The 20,080-nt window shown below is 64.6% G+C and carries 11 protein-coding genes and 1 pseudogene; 3 read left to right on the top strand and 9 right to left on the bottom strand.

The window, feature by feature from the left end; all coding sequences use genetic code 11:
• Positions 1–26 precede the first annotated feature (26 nt).
• Positions 27–1,247: an ABC transporter substrate-binding protein gene (locus tag KMZ68_RS12615; protein ID WP_215616067.1), complete on the bottom strand. Its 1,221-nt coding sequence runs from the start codon at positions 1,245–1,247 to the stop codon at positions 27–29.
• A 158-nt stretch (positions 1,248–1,405) separates the two neighbouring features.
• Between KMZ68_RS12615 and KMZ68_RS12610 the strand changes: the two genes are divergently transcribed.
• A complete protein-coding gene (locus tag KMZ68_RS12610) occupies positions 1,406–3,556 on the top strand; it encodes a carbamoyltransferase C-terminal domain-containing protein (RefSeq protein WP_215616066.1) in 2,151 nt (716 codons plus the stop codon).
• Here the strand turns inward: KMZ68_RS12610 and KMZ68_RS12605 are convergent.
• From KMZ68_RS12605 to KMZ68_RS12585, 5 genes are all read right to left on the bottom strand, one after another.
• Positions 3,519–4,451 carry a DMT family transporter gene (locus KMZ68_RS12605; protein WP_215616065.1) on the bottom strand — a complete coding sequence of 311 codons (933 nt, stop codon included), beginning with the start codon at positions 4,449–4,451 and terminating at the stop codon, positions 3,519–3,521. The genes KMZ68_RS12610 and KMZ68_RS12605 overlap by 38 nt on opposite strands.
• Positions 4,452–4,541: 90 nt before the next feature.
• Positions 4,542–5,411, bottom strand: a complete 870-nt coding sequence (locus KMZ68_RS12600) for an NAD(P)-dependent oxidoreductase (protein ID WP_215616064.1) — start codon at positions 5,409–5,411, stop codon at positions 4,542–4,544.
• A 3-nt stretch (positions 5,412–5,414) separates the two neighbouring features.
• Positions 5,415–6,546, bottom strand: a protein-coding gene (gene prfB, locus KMZ68_RS12595; RefSeq protein WP_215616063.1) for a peptide chain release factor 2 whose coding sequence is annotated in 2 segments (ribosomal slippage) — positions 5,415–6,476 and positions 6,478–6,546 — 1,131 coding nt in all. Because the reading frame shifts where the segments join, the coding sequence is not laid out codon by codon here.
• 124 nt (positions 6,547–6,670) lie between these two features.
• The gene (locus KMZ68_RS12590; RefSeq protein ID WP_215616062.1) at positions 6,671–9,154 is read right to left on the bottom strand and encodes a penicillin-binding protein 1A; all 2,484 of its coding nucleotides are present in this window, start codon (positions 9,152–9,154) and stop codon (positions 6,671–6,673) included.
• A 205-nt stretch (positions 9,155–9,359) separates the two neighbouring features.
• Complete coding sequence (locus KMZ68_RS12585) at positions 9,360–10,655, bottom strand: N-acetylmuramoyl-L-alanine amidase (RefSeq protein ID WP_215616061.1); 1,296 nt, start codon at positions 10,653–10,655, stop codon at positions 9,360–9,362.
• A 707-nt stretch (positions 10,656–11,362) separates the two neighbouring features.
• On the opposite strand from KMZ68_RS12585, the gene KMZ68_RS12580 reads away from it, so the two are divergent.
• Positions 11,363–14,401 carry an Rne/Rng family ribonuclease gene (locus tag KMZ68_RS12580; protein ID WP_215616060.1) on the top strand — a complete coding sequence of 1,013 codons (3,039 nt, stop codon included), beginning with the start codon at positions 11,363–11,365 and terminating at the stop codon, positions 14,399–14,401.
• A gap of 111 nt (positions 14,402–14,512) precedes the next feature.
• Here KMZ68_RS12580 and KMZ68_RS12575 read toward each other — a convergent pair whose 3' ends face one another.
• Entirely contained in the window at positions 14,513–15,283 is a 771-nt protein-coding gene (locus tag KMZ68_RS12575; protein WP_215616059.1) for an SDR family NAD(P)-dependent oxidoreductase, read from the bottom strand.
• 308 nt (positions 15,284–15,591) lie between these two features.
• Here KMZ68_RS12575 and KMZ68_RS12570 point away from each other — a divergent pair, with 308 nt between their 5' ends.
• Positions 15,592–18,240, top strand: coding sequence for an EAL domain-containing protein (locus KMZ68_RS12570; protein WP_215616058.1), 2,649 nt, complete (start codon positions 15,592–15,594; stop codon positions 18,238–18,240).
• 99 nt (positions 18,241–18,339) lie between these two features.
• Here the strand turns inward: KMZ68_RS12570 and KMZ68_RS12565 are convergent, their stop codons facing one another.
• Entirely contained in the window at positions 18,340–19,755 is a 1,416-nt protein-coding gene (locus KMZ68_RS12565) for a hypothetical protein (RefSeq protein ID WP_215616057.1), read from the bottom strand.
• A gap of 31 nt (positions 19,756–19,786) precedes the next feature.
• Positions 19,787–20,044, bottom strand: a pseudogene (locus KMZ68_RS12560) (cation:dicarboxylate symporter family transporter); the annotation flags it as partial.
• Positions 20,045–20,080: the final 36 nt, after the last annotated feature.

Genomic DNA, 20,080 nt, shown 5'->3' with positions numbered 1-20,080 from the left:
CCAACTGCCCGCCCGAGCCGCCGATTCTAGTGGCCGACCTCACCCGTAATGATTTCACCGAACAGCTCCCAGCTGGCGCCGTTGAATTTCATCAGCTGCATCTGCTCGATCGGGAAGTAATCGTTCGGACTCGTGTTGATACTGATGCCGGGCAACAGCACGTCGCTGGTAAATCCCTTCAGGCTGGCGGCCTGCTTCATCACGTTTTCGCGCGTGAGATCGTCGCCGCACTGCTTCAGCACCTGAACCATGGTCTGCGCCGTGGCGTAGCCATAGACGTTGTTGTTGTTGGTCTTGTCGCCATCGGGGAAATACTTGTCCATGAAGGTCAGCCAGGTCTTGATCCCCAGGTCGTCCTTCCACAGGGGATCGGTCGGATCCTTGATGTAAGCCGTCGAGATGATGCCCTTCGCATTTTCGATACCGGCCGGCTTGAGCACGGTGGCCACTGACGTCGAGACGTTGCCGATAAAATAAACCGGCTTCCAGCCGAGTTCGGCGACCTTGCGGATCGCCTGCGCCGCCCCCTTTGGCGCCGCCCACGTGGTCAGGATATCGGCGCCGGAATCTTTCAACGCCACGATCTGCGAGTCGATGGTGGGATCGCCGATTTCATAGGACTTGTCGGCGATGATCATGCCGGCCTTGTCGCCGAGGCCGTCGCGCAAGCCCTTCATCTGGTCCTTGCCGGCGTCGTCGTTCTGCCAGAGCGCCGCGATCTTGCCGTTCGGGAAATTCTTCAGGATGTAGGCGGCGTAGATGCGGCCCTCGCTCTGGTAGTTGGGCTGCCAGCCCATGGTCCAGGGGAAGTTCTGCGGATCGCCCCATTTGGTGGCGCCGGTCGCGACAAAGAGCTGCGGCACTTTCTTGGCGTTCATGTATTTCTGGATGGCCGAGTTGGACTGGGTGCCGAGCGACTGGAAGATCAGCAGCACCTCGTCGCTCTCCACCAGCTTGCGCGCCTGCTCCACCGCTTTCGGCGGGCTGAAGGCGTCGTCATAGCTGATGAAGTTGATCTTGCGGCCGTTGATGCCGCCCTCATCGTTGATCTTCCTGAAGTAGGCCGCCTGCGCCTTCCCGATGGTGCCATAGGCGGATGCCGGACCGCTGTAGGGCATGATATTGCCGATCCTGATTTCGCTGTCGCTGGCGCCGGGATCGTATTTCTTCTGTGCGGTTGCTGCCGTCGTCAACGCGGCGGCCGCAATAAACGTCAGGGCGACAACACGTATCGCGCGATCCAGCATCGTTTATTCCCCCTGTGACTTTCATTGGCTGAAGTGTCGCAAGTCAGACCCGCGCACGCAAGCGCCGGCTTATTCCGCCGGATGAAACAGCCATTGTTGCGCCGCTCCAATTATGATTGATGCGTCACAAACATTCCCCTGCGCCCCGAGGCCCGCCGTTGAGCCCACCGAACAAGCGAATTGGTCCGCGACATCCCGGACTCGGCAATGCCGGATTTCGCGCCGCGCGATGGCTCAGCGCGCAGCTGTTCGCAGCCGCCGGCTTCCATCAGCTCGGCTCGGAGTTCGCCAACGAGCGGGTGGCGCGGGTCCGCGAAAAGCTGCAGCGCGGCGAGACAGTCTATTTGGCCGGGCTGGGGCCGCCCGGCACGCACAATTCAGGCGTCGCGCTGGTCGAGGTGACGCGGGCCGATGGCCCGCGCCTGATCGTCAACAACGAGGAAGAGCGCTTCTCCGGCAACAAGCACACCACCGAATATCCGCGGACCTCGATCGACGCGATGGTCGCAACGCTGCGCGCGATGGGCCGCGATATCGGGAATATCGACGCCTGGCTCACCAGTTGGGATTACCCGACCTTGGCCGGCACCATTGCCCGCTCGGTGCTGGAGGAGGTGCCGCAGAGCCTGAAGCTGTTGCGCACCACCGAGGCCGCCGGCTTCGACGGCCGCCGGCTCGACCAGATGACGCGCACGCCGAAGATCCTTGCGAAACAGCTCGGACTGCCGGAACGTGTGCCGCTGATCTGCCTGCCGCACCATGACAACCATGCCTGGTTTTCGTTTGCGGCGTCGCCCTTCGCCGGTGATGGCGAGCCGGTCGCAATCGCGGTGCTCGACGGCACCGGCGACAAGGGCTCGATCTCGCTCTACGTCGCCGAAAACGGCGCGATGCGGCCGCTCTATTGCAACGACAGCATGTTCGACTCGCTCGGCGCCTTCTACAGCGTGATTTCATCGACGCAGGGCGGCTGGACCTGGCTCTCCAGCGAGGGCCGCTACATGGGCGCCGCTGCCTGGGGCGACATGGACCGCGCCAGCAATCCCTATTACGCGCGGCTGAGAGAGGTCCTCGATCTTGGCGCGGATGGCGAGATCCGGCTGAATCGTGCCATGGCCAACTGGTACTGCGACCCGTTCGAGCATCCCTACAAGGCGCCGCTGATCGATATTCTCGGTGAACCGCTCAAACCCGACCAGCTCTGGAATCCGGACGCGGTGCTGCGGGTCGAGGACATCGAGCACCGGCCCGACACCCGGGACCGCCTCGACAAGGCCGCCGCCACCCAACTGGTGTTCGAGGACGCCCTGATCCATGTCATCGATCATCTGCTGCGCCAGACCGGTGCGCAGCGGCTGGTGCTGACCGGCGGCGTGGCGCTGAACGCGGTCGGCAACATGCGGCTGCTCGAACATTTCGACGACGCCTGGTTCGCGCAGGCGCAGCAGCGCAAGGCCCGCCTGCACCTGTGGGTGCCGCCGACGCCGGGCGATCCCGGCGTCACCATCGGCGCGGCCTGGCTGTTGGCCCATCTCGCGGGCGCGCCACGCGGCGCACCCATGACGCATGCCTTCTGCTGCGGCTTGCCGCCGAAGGAGCAGGACATCGCGACGGCGCTCAAGGCCGGCGACGTCGCGTCACTGCGGATCGGCGACATCTCGACGCCGGATGGACGCGACGCGATCGCCGATCTGATGGCCTTCATGGTGGCGCATGACGGCATCATCGCGCTCTATCAGGGCGCGGCCGAGACCGGGCCGCGCGCGCTCGGCCATCGCTCGATCTTCGCCAACCCCTGCGCCCCCGACGCGCGCGAACGGCTCAATGAGCGCGTCAAATACCGCGAGGCGATCCGCCCGCTGGCGCCGATGGCGACGCTGGAAGCGGCGCGCGAATATTTCGAACTGCACGAGGGCGCCTCCGACGGCAACTACAATGCCTACAATTACATGGTGCTGACCGCGCACTCGAAGCCGCCCGCGCGCGCGAAGATCCCCGCAGTGATTCATGCCGACGGCACCGGGCGGATCCAGATCGTGCGCGAAGAGGACGATCCCCTCACCTACGCCTATCTAAAAGCGCTCGGCCGCCGCATCGGCGTCGAGATCTCGGTCAATACCTCGTTCAATGTCGCAGGCCCGATCGCGCAGACGCCGCAACAGGCGATCGACACGCTGCGCCGTTCCAAGGGCCTCGACGCGGTGCTGCTGGTGGCCGATGACGGCGCGGTGTACGCCGCCTGGCATGGCGGCGAACGCGACAGCGGCCGGTTTACGGGGTGGCTTTCGGAGTGGAAGCAACGCCGCTGACGAGATTGAACACGCGGCCGTCGATCACCAGCAGCGCGCTGCCGATCACCAGCGCGCCGACGATTTCGGCAAGCGAGATGCTCTCGCCCAGCAGGAGCCAGCCGAGAAAAATCGCGGTGACCGGTATGAGCAGCGTCACCAGCATGACATTGGTCGAGCCCGAGCGCCGCAGGATCTGAAAAAACACGATGTAGGCCAGCGCGGTCGACAACGCCGCAAGACCGAGCAGCGCCAGCCAGGTCGCCGTTCCAGGCATCGGCAGTTGCCAAGGCCGCTCGAACACGCCGGCGATCACGATCATCATCGCCGTGGACGCCAGCATCTGGAACGTCGCGGTCGCCAGCGGCGGCGAGTCCGACAGCCGGCGCCGCGCATACAGCGCCGACAGTCCGTAGCTGAAGGCCGCAGCGAGGCAGAGCAGAATCCCAAAACCCTGGCCGCTGCCGAAACCGAGGTGCTGGCCGTGGAGAATGGCGACCCCGATCAGGCCGATCACGACACCGGCGACGCGCCGGGCATGCAGTCTTTCGTCACCGGCGGCCGCCATTACCAGGACGGTGAACAAAGGCGTCGTCGCATTCACAACCGAGGCCAGCCCGCTGGAAATATAGATCTGTCCGGTGACCATCAGGGAGAATGGCAACACGTTGTTGAGCAGCGCGATGACGAAGAATGGTCTCCAGCCCATCAGCCCCTTGGGGAAACCTGTGCGATAGGCCCACAGGATCGGCAAAAGAATGAGTGCCGCGAGCGCCACCCGCAGCAGGACCACCGTCAGTGGCGGCAATTCCCGGATCACGACGCCGACAAAGAAGAACGAGCCGCCCCACAGCACCGACAACACGGCAAGCAGCGACCAGTCGCGGGCATCAATCCGATGGTCGTTGGAGGTCATTTGCGGCTCATGTCTGCGATTGCGCCGACGCTTACCGCAGAATCCGGATCCTTGGCCACCCGGTTTCCGGGCATGCCCGCTGCGCCCCGCCTATTTCGGCCGCGACACGATCTCGATCATCCTGCCTTCGTCGTCGTCGGGCGCATGGGCTTTGGCCTCGTCGTAGGCCGCCAGCGCCGCGCGGCTGACGGGGACGCCAGGAAGCAGCGTCTCCGCCAGCGCGACGGCGTAAGCCGCATCCTTGTGGCGCAGCGCCGCGGTGAAGGAGGCTCCCGAGAAATCGCGCGCCACCATCCGCCTCGAATGCCGGATCACCTGCGGACTTGCAACCGCGCCGGTCGCCATCGCTTCCGCCACCAGGTTCATGTCGAGCCCGGCCCGCTCGGCGATCGCAATGCCTTCCGCGAGGCTTGCGATCTGCACGGCGCCCATCAGATTGTTGATCAGCTTGTAGACCGTGCCGCCGCCGACCGCGCCGAAATGCCGGATCGTCGTGCACAGCGGCGCGAGAAAGGGGCGCGCCTTTTCCAGATCAGCAGGCTCGGCGCCGACCAGCAACGTCAGTTTTCCGCTGGCCGCCGCTTCCGGCAGGCCGGTCACTGGGCAATCGATGTAGACGAGGCCGCGGCCCCGCAGTTGCCGCGCCAGATCGAGCACGTGCTGGTACGACACCGTGGAACATTCGATCGCCAGGGTGCCCGGCTTCATGGCTGAGGCCGCGCCGTCCTTGCCGAGCCACACCGCCTTCGACGCCGCGTCGTCGGCGACCATGGTCACGACGGCGTCGGCGCCCTCAGCGGCATCCGCAGGCGACGCGGCCCATCGCGCGCCGCGCGCGATCAGGTCTTCCGCCTTCGCCTTGCTCCGATTCCACACGGCGACCGCAAAGCCGTTGTCGAGATAGCGGCCGGCCATGCCGTGGCCCATGCGGCCCAAACCGATGAAGGCGACCGTTGCCATCGGCTAGTCCACATCCTCGACCGCGGCGGGGGCGGTTCCGAACGCGCGCTGCGCCAGGGTTGCCGCCATGAACTCGTCGAGGTCGCCGTCGAGCACGCCTGAGGTATCCGACGTCTGCACGCCGGTGCGCAGGTCCTTCACCATCTGATAGGGCTGCAGCACGTAGGAGCGGATCTGGTGGCCCCAGCCGATATCGGTCTTGGCGGCCTGGTCGGCGGCGGCCTGCTCCTCACGCTTCTTCAACTCGATCTCGTAGAGACGCGCGCGCAGCATATCCCAGGCCTGCGCCTTGTTCTTGTGCTGGGAGCGGCCGGCCTGACAGACCACCGCGACCCCGGTCGGAATGTGCGTGAGCCTGACCGCGGATTCGGTCTTGTTGACGTGCTGGCCGCCGGCGCCGCCCGAGCGCATGGTGTCGACGCGGACGTCGGACTCGGCGATATCGATCTTGATGCTGTTATCGACCACCGGGAAGATCGCGACCGACGAGAACGAGGTGTGCCGGCGCGCGTTGGAATCGAACGGCGATATCCGCACCAGCCGGTGCACGCCGGCTTCGGTCTTGAGCCAGCCATAGGCGTTGTGACCGCTGATCTGGATGGTGGCGGACTTGATCCCGGCTTCTTCTCCCTGGGTCTCTTCCAGATATTCGATCTTGAAGCCGTGCTTCTCGGCCCAGCGCGTGTACATGCGCAGCAGCATCGAGGCCCAGTCCTGGCTTTCGGTGCCGCCGGCGCCGGCGTGAACCTCGAGATAGGAATCGAAACGGTCGGCCTCGCCCGACAGCAGGGCTTCGAGTTCGCGGCGGGCGACTTCCTTCTTGAGGGCTTTCAGGGCATTCTCGGCTTCGGAGACGACGCCCTCATCGTTCTCGGCCTCGCCGAGCTCGATCATGCCGATATTGTCCTCGAGCTCGCGCTCGACCCTGCCGATGCCGCCAAGCGCATCCTCCAGCGAGGTGCGCTCCTGCATCAGCTTCTGCGCCTTCTGGGGATCGTTCCAGAGATTCGGATCTTCGGCGAGCTTGTTCAGCTCGGCCAGACGCGCCGTGGATGCATCGACGTCAAAGATGCCTCCTCAGCAGCCCGACTGACTGCTTGATCTCTTCAACGAGGCGTTCGACTTCGGCGCGCATGTTCTCTTCTCTGACCTGCGGCGCAAGCCGCATTTGGCAACGATGGTGGGATGTAGCGGCGACTGCGCCAAAGCGCAATCGCGTGAGGCCTGTTTCCGGGGTTTTCCCGGGCCGCGACGCGCGCTCAGTAGAGCCTGCCGGTTCCCGGAAGCATGATATTGCCGGCGTCCGGCGGCGCCATCAGGGTGCGGCCGTCCGCATCGGCAACGCCGATGACGCTGTAATTATCCGGCGGCGCGGTGCCCGGCTTGAAGGCTTCCAGAATGCCGCCGCCGCCCGGACCGGCGCGCATGCCGGACTTGGAGTCGACGCGGATCAGCTTGATGCCGGCGGGAACCTTGAACGGGATCGCCGGCTTGTCGGCGAGCGCGAGCTTGAGGAAATCCTTGGCGATCGGGGCCGCCAGATGGCCGCCGGTGGCGCCCTTGCCGAGATTGCGCGGCTTGTCGTAGCCGACATAGATGCCGACCACGATATCCGGCGAAAATCCGATGAACCAGGCGTCCTTCTCGTCGTTGGTGGTGCCGGTCTTGCCGGCGATCGGTTTGCCGACTTCCTTCACCACGGTTGCGGTGCCGCCCTGCACGACATCTTCCAGCATCGAGGTGATCTGGTAGGCCGTCATGGCATCGAGCACCTGCTCCCGGCGATCGACCAGCTGCGGCTCGGACTGGTTCTTCCAGCCGCCGGGCGCGTCGCAGCCGCGGCATTCGCGCGCGTCGTGCTTGAAGATGGTGCGGCCGTAGCGATCCTGGATACGGTCGATCAGCGTCGACTTCACGCGCCGGCCGCCATTGGCGAACATCGAATAGGCGGTCACCATCCGCATCACGGTGGTTTCGCCGGCGCCGAGCGCATAGGAAAGATAGTTCGGCAACTCGTCATAGACCCCGAAGCGCTTGGCGTATTCGCCGATCAGGGGCATGCCGACGTCCTGCGCCAGCCGCACCGTTACCGTGTTGAGCGAGCGCTTCAGCGCATTGCGCAGCGTGGTCGGCCCATAATATTTGCCGGTCGAATAGTTTTCCGGGCGCCAGACGCCCGCACCCTGCCCCTGGTCGATTTCGATCGGCGCGTCGACCACGATGGTGGACGGCGTATAGCCGTTATCGAGCGCCGACGAGTACACCAGCGGCTTGAACGACGAACCCGGCTGCCGGTAGGCTTGGGTCGCGCGGTTGAACTGGCTCTGGTCGAACGAGAAGCCGCCGACCATCGCCAGCACACGGCCGGTCCAGGGATCCATCACCACCATCGCGCCGGAGACTTCCGGCAGCTGGCGCAGCCGGTACTGGCCCTCGACAATATTGCCCTCTTTGGCGATCAGCGGATCCGCATAGATGACGTCGCCCGGCGCCAGCACCTGGGCGACGTTGGTCGGCGTCTTGAAGCGCGTCGGCCCGGAGGCGGCCTTGGCCCATCGCACGCCATCGAGCGTGATGATTCCGGTCTGCCGTTCCTTGGCGACGGCGCCGCCCAGTTCGCGGCCGGGCTGAAAACCGATTCGAGCCGACTGATCGCTGGTCTCCAGCACCACCGCCATCCGCCACGGCGAGATATCCGACAGCGACTTGACGTCCGCGAGCTTCACGCCCCAGTCGCCGGATATATCGAGCTTGCTGATGGCGCCGCGGTAGCCGGTCGCCTCGTCGAACTTCACGAGGCCGGCGGTCATGGTCTTGCGCGCCATCACCTGCAGCTTCGGATCGAGCGTGGTCCGTACCGACAGCCCGCCTTCATACAGTTTCTTCTCGCCGTAGCGCTCGAACACGTCGCGGCGGACTTCCTCGGCGAAATACTCGCCGGCGAAGATGTGCGCGGCGTTGCTGCGGCTGGTCACGGTCAAGGGATCCTTGCGGGCCTTGTCGGCATCGGCCTGCTTGATCCAGCCGTTTTCCAACAGCCGGTCGACGACATAGTTGCGCCGCTCGACGGCGCGGTCGCGGTTGCGCACCGGATGCAGCGCCGCTGGCGCCTTCGGCAGCGCCGCCAGGTAGGAGGCTTCGGAAACCGTGAGTTCGTTCACCGATTTGTCGAAATAGACCAGCGAAGCGGCGGCGACGCCGTAGGCGCCGAGGCCGAGATAGATTTCGTTGAGATAGAGTTCGAGGATCTTGTCCTTCGAATAGGTGCGCTCGATCCGCATCGCCAGCAAGGCTTCCTTGATCTTGCGGGTGAACGACACCTCGTTGGTCAAAAGAAAGTTCTTCGCGACCTGCTGGGTGATGGTGGAAGCGCCCTGCGGCCGGCGGTTGGAGCCGTAATTCTGCGCATAGAGCACCGCGGCGCGCGCCATGCCGGTGAAGTCGATGCCGCCGTGCTCGTAGAAGTTCTTGTCCTCGGCGGCCAGGAACGCGTTGATGACCAGCTTCGGCACCGCCTGGATCGGCAGATAGAGGCGGCGCTCCTTGGAATATTCGCCGAGCAGCGCACCATCCGACGCATGGACGCGCGTCATCACCGGCGGCTCATAATCCTGAAGCTGTGAATAGTCCGGCAAGTCCTTGGAATAATGCCAGATCAGCCCCGCCACGGCGGCGACGCCGACCAGGAACACGACGGTTCCGGCGGCGAACAAGAAACCCATGAACCGCACCAGCAAGCGCATTATCGAAGTTCCGTTCCAACCCTTGCGCCGCAACAGCCGGCGCTTTCCTCAGCAAATACACCGGCGCGGCGATCTGCCGTCTCGCACAGGTAGATAATACGTTGGCCGGGAGGGAATTTAGATCGATTCCGACGCCCTCGCGGTGGTTTTTTATAGTGCCGCCGCTGTGGCCAAACTAGGGCTTCCAGCCACGGAGGCGCGCTTTTCAGTGGGCCGGCCCCGCCGTCGCCAGCCGCTTGGCAAGGAAGGCGTCGATCGCCTGCGCCATCGATCCGACAGTGCGGTTGCGCCAGTTCTCCGAGACCAGGTGCTGGAGGTCGCCCTTGTTGGAGACATAACCGAGTTCGACCAGAACCGACGGTACGTCCGGGGCCTTGAGAACCCTGAAGCCGGCGGATTTCAGCGGGTGCTTGTGCATCCGCACGGTGGTCTTCATCTCGCCCATCAGGAGGCGCGCGAAGCGGTTTGAAAAGGTGCGGGTTTCGCGCTGCGCCAGATCGATCAGGATGTCGGCCACCTCGACCGGCTCTTCGGTCAGGTTGACCCCGCCGATGGCGTCGGCCTTGTTTTCCGCTTCCGCCAGCCGTTCCGCCTCGGCGTCGGAGGCCTTGTCGGACAGCGTGTAGATCGTCGCGCCCTGCGCGTCGCCTTCTCGGCGCGGTAAGGCGTCGGCATGGATCGACACGAACAGCGCCGCCGACGCGTTGCGGGCGACCTTGACCCGGTCGGCGAGCGCAATGAACGTATCGTCGGTGCGCGTCATCACGACCCGGTATTTGCCTGTTTTCTCGATGCGGTCGCGCAGCGCCAGCCCGAATCCCAGCACCAGCTCCTTTTCCATGGCGCCATTGGCCTGGGTGCCATTGTCGATGCCGCCGTGGCCGGGATCGATCACGACCAAGGGGCGTGAATCCGCCGGTGCAGCGGGCTTGGGCGCGCTGACCGCCTCAGTGGGCACGGCGGCTTTGGCGTCGGCGATCGCGGGCTTCAGCTCGGGCCGGCTTTCGGGCGCCAGCAACTGCACGAAAGTGGTGCGGTCGACCTGCTCGAGTTCGAGCACCAGCCGCGGCGGCTGGCCGTTGGCGGCCTCCAGCACGTAGGAATTGGCAATTCTGGCCGGGCCGGTCAGGTCGAACACGATCCGCGAGCCGCCCGGCATCACCAAGCCATAACGGAAGGCCTTGACCAGCCCGCGCCCGGCGGTGCCGACCCCGGCGGGAAGCTGAAAACTGACCTGGGGAATGTCCACGACCACCCGATAGGGATCGGCCAGCGCGAAGGCTCGGAACTGGATCGGCCGGGTGAGGTCGAGAACGAAGCGGGTTTGCCTGGCGTCGCCGGCCAGCCGGACATCGGAGGCGATCGGGAAGCTCGAGGCTGCGGTGGGATTCGGCGCCTCGCCCTCTGCGGCACGGCCGATGGCGGGAACCGAACACAGCAATGCTGCGGCGCACAACAGCGCCCGACCCTGCAAAACACAATGATTTGCGCGGCTCGCCAACGAATCCATGCCTCCGAGCAGCCTTCTTATCGCATTAAAACCACAGGGTTAACGAGAGCTTAAGTCGCTTACAACGAATAAGACCGGGTGTTGCCATGCTGTGACGCTTCCCTTGCACGCGGGCCCCAATCAACGTATGTATAGGGGGCTGACGGCTAAAACTCCCGGTTGTGTCGCGTTCAGCCTCCCGGTGCAGCGCCGGAACTCTCTGATATCAGAGGATTCCAGCGTCTTTCCGATCCCTCCACGGCCAGCGCAGCGCGCGGCTGACAAGGAGCGGCGGTTTCGAGCCCGAGCGGCGTCCGGTCCCAGGTTACCATCTTGTTCCAGGGACGGCTTCAGACACGGCATGACTGATTATCCGGACCGCACTCGGTCCGATATGCGATGGCCGGCGAGCGCTTTGGCGCCGCGCCGGGTCGTCAGCGACAGAAAATAAGGCGGCGCTTCCTGCCGCCCACGTGTTCAGACGGGCCGACGCTTGATGCGCCAGACTGTGTTGCCGACCAAGATCCATGGAGAAACCGCGACGACGCGGAGCGCAAGCTCGGCACGTCGCTTTGCTCCGATGCGATCCCGTTCGGCGTGGCGCCCCGGGTTGCGTTTTGGCCTTCCCCTCACCCCCGAATCAGGTGGACCGTCGCGTCACCCGGCGGCGCGATACGCGCTCACGGAAACACGCGCCCGCCGCCGTCATGAGTTCCAAAATGCCCAACAAAATGTTGATCGATGCTACCCACCCGGAAGAGACCCGGGTCGTTGTAGTCCGCGGTAATCGCGTCGAAGAGTTTGATTTCGAGACCGCCCAGCGCAAGCAACTTCGCGGCAACATCTACCTCGCCAAGGTCACGCGCGTAGAGCCGTCGCTGCAGGCGGCCTTCATTGAATATGGCGGTAACCGCCACGGCTTCCTCGCCTTCAGCGAAATCCATCCCGACTACTATCAAATTCCGGTCGCCGACCGTCAGGCGCTGATCGAAGCCGACGAGCGCGCCCATCGCGAGGCCGAGGAAGAGAGCGAGAACCGCTCCAACCGCCGCCGTCCGCGGCACCGCAATTCGCGCCGCCGCGGCAATGGCGAGCGGGTCCAGAGCGAGATCGTGGAGAGCGCGAGCCCCGACCTGATGCAGGTCGCTCCGCCGCTTGAAGGCCAGGAACACGGCGAAAGCTTCCACGCCGAAGACGGCCACGCGCACGACGCCGAACATCACCACGATGCGGAGCATCATGATCATGAAGGTCATGATCATGCACATGAACATGAACATGCCCCCGATGAGCACGATCACGCGCAGGACCGGGGCACCGAGACCCACGCCAGCGAGACGCTGGCCGCGGTAACGCTGCCCGATACGGCTGCCGTCGAGGCGTCCGCGGCAGAAGTTCGCGAAGAAGATGAAGAAGAGCACGCGCATCGTGAAGCGCACGCGCTCGAAAACGCGGCCTATGCAGACGACGCCCCCCACGCCGAACACGCTGACGGCGAGACCGCCGCGTCGGATCAGGCGGAACATGCTGCCGCCGGTGGCGACGAGCATCACGACGACGAGGACGAAGGCGAGGACGCCGAAGACGAAGTCGTCGAATCCGTCGGCGGCGACGATGTCATGGAAGAAGTGCCGGAGCGCGCCTTCCGCCCGCGCCGCCAGTACAAGATCCAGGAAGTCATCAAGCGCCGCCAGGTGATGCTGGTGCAGGTCGTCAAGGAAGAGCGCGGCAACAAGGGCGCGGCGCTGACGACGTACCTGTCGCTGGCCGGCCGCTACGCCGTGCTGATGCCCAATACCGCGCGCGGCGGCGGCATCAGCCGCAAGATCACCTCGGCGCAGGATCGCTCGCGCCTGAAGGAAGTGGTGCAGGATCTCGACGTGCCCGAGGGCATGGGCATCATCCTGCGCACCGCGGGCGCCTCCCGCACCAAACCGGAGATCAAGCGCGACTTCGAATATCTGATCCGCATGTGGGAAACCGTGCGCGACATGACGCTGAAGTCGCAGGCCCCGACCCTCGTCTACGAGGAGGGATCGCTGATCAAGCGCTCGCTGCGCGACCTCTACAACAAGGAAATCGACGAAATCCAGGTCGCCGGCGAAGCCGGCTATCAGGAAGCCCGCGATTTCATGAAGATGCTGATGCCCTCGAACGTGCGGGCGGTGAAGCAGTATCGCGACGGCCAGCCACTGTTCTCGCGGATGGGCGTCGAGAGCCAGCTCGATGCGATGTTCTCGCCGACCGTGCAGTTGCGATCCGGCGGCTACATCGTGATCAACCAGACCGAGGCGCTGGTTTCGATCGACGTCAATTCCGGACGCTCGACCCGCGAACACCACATCGAGGATACCGCGCTCAAGACCAATCTCGAGGCTGCCGAGGAAGTCGCAAGGCAATTGCGCCTGCGCGATCTCGCCGGCCTGATCGTCATCGACTTCATCGACATGGACGAGAAGCGCAACAACCGTTCGGTCGAGCGCAAGCTGTCCGATTGCCTGCGCCAGGACCGCGCGCGGATCCAGGTCGGACGCATCTCGCATTTCGGCCTGCTCGAGATGTCGCGCCAGCGCATTCGCGCCAGCGTGCTGGAGAGTTCGACCGAGCCCTGCGCGCAATGCGGCGGCAGCGGCCATGTGCGGTCGGTATCGTCGGTGGCGCTGCAACTGTTGCGCGGCATCGAGGAAATCCTGATGAAGGGCGCCACCCATAATCTCGTGGTGCGCACCCGGACCGAAGTGGCGCTTTACGTGCTCAACCACAAGCGCGGCCATCTGCGCGATCTCGAAAACAGCTTCAAGGTCGCGCTGGCCGTGGTCGCCGATCCCTCGGTGAGCGGCCAACAGTCGTTCATCATCGACCGCGGCGAACAGGTGCATACGCTGGAAGCCGCCAAGGCGCTGCTGGCGGCGCAGGTCGCAGCCTTCCCGCCGCAGACCGAGGAAGCCTTCGACGAGGAGGAGGTGTTCGACGTCGAAACCGAATCCGAAATCGAGACCGACGAGACCGAAGGGCTCACCGATGAAGCCGCCGGCGAAGAGACCGGCAGCGAGGCGGATGGCGGCCCGAGGCGCAAGCGTCGGCGGCGGCGGCGTGGCCGTTCCGGCGAGCCGCGTGAAGGCGGGCCTGCGCGCGATGACAGCGATAGCATCCGGGTCCCGTTTGAGGCGGCCGCGGTTGCCGCTGCCGTCACGGACGAAGGCGAAATCGACGAGGACGAGTCCGACGAACAGCCCGGTCTTGCGCGCGGCGATCAGGCGCCGGGCGGCGAGCGCCGGCCACGCCGTCGCGGACGCCGCGGCGGACGCCGCCGGCGCGGCGGACCGGAAGACGGTCTGGTCGGATCGATCGCGGACGAACTCGGCCCGAGGTCGGCCCCCGAGGTCAGCAACGCGGTTGCCGATTTCGACGGATATTCAGCCGGGCCAGCCCCGCTGGTCGTTCAATCCGAACCGGTTGCGCAAGCGCCGGCGCCCGAACCGCAACCTGCGGAACGCGCTCAGCCGGAGCCGGCTCAGGCTTCTGCCGAGACTGAGACGGCGCAGGAGGCCGAACGGGCCGCCGCGCGCCGGCGTTCGACCGTGCGCGAAAAGGTGAGCTTCCTGATCAACGCCCAGCCTGAAGCGCCCGCGCCCGTCAGCCACAGCCAGCCCGAACCGCCGGCCCCGGCCCCGGCGCAGAACGCCGCTGAAACGACGACCGACACCCAGCCCCGCAAGGCCGGCTGGTGGTCGCGGCGCTTCGGCAACGGCGAATAAACGCGAGGATTTTCGAGACGGAAAAACCGCCCGGCAAAACCGGGCGGTTTTTTGTTAGGGTGAAAGATGGCGGTCCTGGCACCTCGCCGGTCTCGCGCACCGTGCCGCTCGTCAAACCGAAATATGAAAGCCGCCGTCCACCGCGATATGCTGGCCGGTGATATAGGACGCGCCATCCGAGAGCAGGAAGCAGACCGGCTTGGCCGCTTCCTCCGGCTGCGACCAGCGACCCATCGGAATCCGTGCCAGGATGCCGTCGCGAAACTTGTCGCCCCGGATGGTTTCCGTCATCGGGGTCTCGACCACGCCGAAACACACCGAATTGGTGCGGACGCCGAACTTCGACCACTCCTTGGCGGTCGACATGGTCATTCCGAGCAGTCCGCTTTTCGCCGCGGCGTAGTTGATCTGGCCGATCGAGCCGGCCCGTCCGGCATCCGAGGAAATATTGACGATCGAGCCCGGGCTCGGCCGGTCGGCCTTGCCCTGCGCCACCATGATCCGCCCCACCGCCTGGGTCCACAGGAACGCGCCGGTGAGATGCACCGCGATGACCTCGTTCCACTGCTGCAGCGTCATCTTCTCGATCATCGCCACCCGGGTAATGCCGGCATTGTTGACGAGGCCGTGGATGGCGCCGATCCGCGCTGTGACGTCGCGTACCGTCGCCTCGGTGAAGTCCGGATCGGCGACGCTGCCGACATAGGGCAGCAGCCGGCCGTTCATCGCAGCCGCGAAAGCGTTGAGCTTGTCACCGTTGAGATCGACACCGATCACCCGCGCTCCGAGTTCGACCGCGAGCGTCGCGATCGCGCGGCCAATTCCCTGCGCGGCGCCGGTGACGACAACGGTTTTTCCCTCCAGCGACATGACGTCTTGCATCTATCGATCCCCCCTCGCTCGTTTCTTGATTCATTCGACCGCCGTCCTGTGTGTACCGGAGCTTTTGGTTCCGCAACCAAATAGTTCCGCCTGGTCCGGGGCCGCTGCCGAAGCGGATATGCACTCGGCGATTCATCCGCACTTCGGATGACGGTTAACGAATTCTTAGGGATGATATTTTTCCACCGGGCGGAACCCGGCCGAACAACCCTTTTAACACCTTTGAGCCGGTACGCTTTCCGGCAAAACGATGCCTCGCCACCGGCGATCTGCCCCCGTTGGCTTCCAAGCGGCATCGGAGCTGGATGATGCGCACACGCGATTGCCCTGTGGTCGAAACCCCGGATTTCCTGCTGGCGGCGCTTGAGCAGGCGAACGACGCCGTGGTGATCTTCGATAGCGACCTTCACGTGAGCTATTTCAACGCAGCGGCCGAACTCATCTGGCGGCTGGATCGCACCGAAGTGCTCGGTCGTCACGTAAGCTGTCTGGGGCTCGAGGAGCTGCGACAGCACCCGGTCGCGACGCCGACTTCGGATCAGATCGGCGGCGACGACGCCATCCAGGATCGCTGCTCCGAGATCAGGATCGAGCGCAGGGATGGCAGCCGGATTCGTGCCGCACTGTCGCTTTCGCATGTCGAGGCCGGCGGTCAAGGCCGCACCATCGCCTTCGTCCGGGACATCACCCGGGAGGTCGAACGGCGGGAAAGGATGGCGCTGCTCACGTTGGTCGCCGACAGGACCAACCGCGCAGTTATCGTCACCGATCGCGATCTGAAGATCATCTATACCAACGCTGCGTTTGCAGGATTGTTCGGGTACTCGATCGGGGAAGTGAGCGGGCGGCAGGCGATCGATCTGCTTGCGGGGCGCCATACCGACCGCAGGACGCTGGCAAGGTTACGGCACTGGATCGGCGAGGAACGCGGCGGCGAGGAGGAAATCCTCGCCTACGACAAGAGCGGCGACGAGATCTGGATCTCGGCCAACGTCAAGGCATTCCGCGACAGCCGCGGGCGGATCAAATACACGTTCGCCCTGCTGACCGATATCTCCGAGACCAAGCAGCTGCGATCGCTGCAGCAGTTGATCCTGAGCGAGCTGGCCGATGAAATCCCCATTACGGAGATCGCGGATCGGCTGTGCAGGCGTGTCGAGGAAATCGCGCCCGACGTCGTTGCCTCGCTGCTGCACATCGACGCCGGCGGATTGGTCCATCCGCTGGGCGGCCCCAGCCTTCCCGAAGACTATTCGCGGGCGCTGGATGGCGTCGCGATCGGTCCGGATGTCGGCTCGTGCGGATCCGCGGCATTTTACGGCAAGCCGGTCCTTGCGACGGACATCGATACCGATCCGCGCTGGCAACCCTACAAGACCCGGCCGCTCGAGGTCGGCTTGCGCGCCTGCTGGTCCACGCCGATCAAGTCGAAGGATGGCCGGGTGATCGGAACCTTCGCCTTCTATTTCAGGGAATGTCGCCCGCCGAGCCGCTGGCACGAGCGTATCGTCGAGGCCTGCGTGCATCTCGGCGCGCTCGCGATCGAGCGCTGGGAAGCCCGCGCCCAGATCGCGCGGCTCGCCTATTACGATATGCTGACCGGCCTGCCGAACCGCGCGCGCCTGCGGGACTTGATCGCCGAGGCGATCCGGGCCTGTCACCCGGGAAAGCACGTTGCGCTGGCATTCCTCGATGTCGATAATTTCAAAGACGTCAACGATACGCTCGGGCACTCGGCCGGCGATGAATTGCTTGTCGAGCTTGCCCGACGCCTGCGCGCGCAGATTCAGCCGGACGACATGCTGGGGCGCCTGGGCGGCGACGAATTCGTGATTGTGCTGCCGAACCGTGACGCCGGCGAAGCCGCGCTGGTCGCCTCGCGGATCACCGAATCCCTGGTCGTGCCGCTCCAGATCGGCACCAGGCAGGTGCCGATGTCCGCCAGCATGGGCATCAGTATCTATCCGGACAATGCGACCGACATCGACGCCCTGATACAGCAGGCCGATGCGGCGATGTACCATGCCAAGCGCGCCGGCCGCTCCACCTATCGATTCTTCAGCGCCGACATGAACCGGCTCGCCGAGCAGCGGCTGGCTCACAGCTCCGCACTTCGCACGGCGATCGCAAACGATGCCCTGAAATTGCATTATCAGCCGCAGATCCGGACCAGCGACGGCGCCATCCATGGCGTCGAGGCGCTGGCGCGCTGGCGTGACCCGGTGCTCGGCGAGGTGTCGCCCGCGAAGTTCATTCCGCTGGCCGAAGAGTGCGGACTGATCGAGCAGATCGGCCACTGGTCGATACGCGAGGCCTGCCGGCAGATGGCGGAGTGGCGTGAAGCCGGGCTGGATATCCCCTGTGTGTCGGTCAATCTGTCTCCAATCAATTTCCAGAACGCGAGCCTGGCATCTGTCGTCACCGGAATCCTCGCAGACCACGGCCTGTCGCCCGAAATGCTCATGCTCGAGGTTACCGAGGGCGTGATCCTGAACGAGCGCTCGGTCGCGATCGAGACGATGAATGCCCTTCGCAAGCTCGGAGTAGGCCTGTCGCTGGACGATTTCGGAACCGGCTATTCGAGTCTCAGCCGGTTGGCGCATCTGCCCATCCGCGAGCTGAAGATCGACCGCAGCTTCGTGCGCGACGTCGAGGCAGACCCCAGCGCGCGGGCGATCGTTACCGCGGTGGTTCGCGTCGGCCAGAGCCTGCAGCTCACCGTCATCGCCGAAGGCGTCGAAACCGACGGGCAGCGGGATCTGCTGACGGAACTGGGATGCGACGTCATTCAGGGATTCTTCTACGCGCCCGCGCTGTCGGCCGCTGCGTTCGGGCGCTGGCTGCTTGACCATAGTGCCAGGCGGGCCAGTGCGATGCTCAGGCGCGTCGGCCGATCCCTGGCCCAGCCACCGGCCGGGCCTTCGCCTCACGTCTCCGCCAGCAAGGGGCTCGGTTAGCGTCCCCGGCGAATCTCCGCATGGTGGCTGCGGAGCGGACATTCGCCCCCTCGCGCCCCCTCGCCATCTCAGGCCCGGTTGCAACTCATCCTCGCGCGGTCAACCGATCCTGTTGAGGGTGCCCCTTATCGTCGTGAAGATCCCGCCGATATCCTTTCGTATCGAATCGAGTTTTGCGAAATGGTCGAATACCTGGACAATTCTCTCATCGATCTCGCGCTTGCTGTTGGAGAGCACTTCCACGCGCGAGGAGAGCTGGTTGTCACCGTTCGCTTCGATCTCGCCGAGGGTTTTGGTCACGAGATCGCGAATGGCATGCACCTCCGCGATCAGGGCCTCGATGCCGAATACCGGTGCCTGCAGGGGCACGAGGTCCGCCTGCGACTGGGCCAGTTCGTCCCTGAACCGGCTCAGCATCGCGGATGAATCCTGCAGCGTCCGGAGACGCAAACGGGACTCTATCACGAATTCGTTCAACGCGTTCTGGCGATCCGTGAGGCTCGTGCCGCTGGAGTCCGTCTCCACCTCCGCAATCGAACGCTCCAGGCGCGCCTGGCGTTCCCTGAGTTCTTCGAGATCGAGACGAATCGTATCCAGGATATTGAAGCAATCATCGAGGCGCGCGACCCTCTGCTCGATCTCGAGTTTGTTCCTGGAGAGCGCTTCCACCCGCAAACCAAGCGGTTCATCGCCGCTCGCTTCGAATTCATCGAGAGACTTGGTCAGCCGGTCGCGGCTCAGACGCAGTTCATCGATCAGGGCGCTGATTCCTGCCTCCGGCGACCGCAGGGGCACCAGCTCAGCCTGGGCTTTGGCCAGTTCCTCCTTGAAGCGGTTCAGCGTCGCCAGCGATTCCTGCAACGCGTTCAACCGTGCCTGGATCAGCGATACGTCGCCGTCCAGTTCCTTCATCCGAATGGCAAGACTGTTCTTGCTGTCGTCGGTTTCGAGTTCCGTCAGCGACCTCTCGATCTGACGCTGACGATCCCTGAGTTCACCGAACACAGGCTCCATGACCCGCCGCTTTTCGGCCACTGCGCCGACCATCTCCCGGAGCAGATGCTGGCGGCGCCGGATGTCGCTCAGCCGATCCGGCATATCGGCGGCTTCGTTCCGGCTCTGCTGCAGGACTGCCCTTTGCTCGGAAGCCGTCAGCTTCTCCTGCAGGGACGAGATCGCTTCCTCGGGGTCGCTGTCGACGAGGTGCTGGACAGCCGCGTCGAAGCGGTTCTGCGAGTCGTGCGCGGCCACAGCGTCCTGCCGGAAGCCCTTGAGGCGACCGCGCAGCAAGTTCAGGTTTCTTTCCTGGCGTGCAATTCTGTAAGCTTGAGCGATGGTTGCCCCGATCAGCGATATTGCCATGAAGACAATAGTGCCGGTCGCGAGACGCTGCATTGCGGGCAACGCAGAGTAGTGAGCCGACATCCTCGCGAAATCATAACCGAATGCCTGCTGCGCAAAGAGCGCTATCACGGCCAATAAGCCTAACCAGGCAAGCACGAAAAACATCCACATCTTAAATTCCTCAGTTCAGCAAATATTGGTTCGCCTCCGCATCGGCCGTGGCGCCGCCGAATCCCGCGCCGGGACGCGCCAGGTTTCCGGCGACCGGGCCGAACCCGAGCGCGAAGGTCGAGACGATCTCAAGATGGATTAGGGCCGTGACGCCGATACGACCGACTGTCCTGGCATCCTGGATATGCGCGATACCGGAAACCACCGCGCAGAGGACGATCGGCGCGATCACCCTCCTGATCGGCTTGATGAAGCCGTCGCCGGGCGCCTTGATCCTCACGCGGGTTGCGTGTCTTGCCGCCACGACAGGCCCCCCCTCCAGAAT

The sequence above is a fragment of the Bradyrhizobium sediminis genome (genome assembly GCF_018736105.1).
GTDB lineage: Bacteria > Pseudomonadota > Alphaproteobacteria > Rhizobiales > Xanthobacteraceae > Bradyrhizobium.
This window is presented reverse-complemented; position numbering and strand designations above follow the sequence as displayed.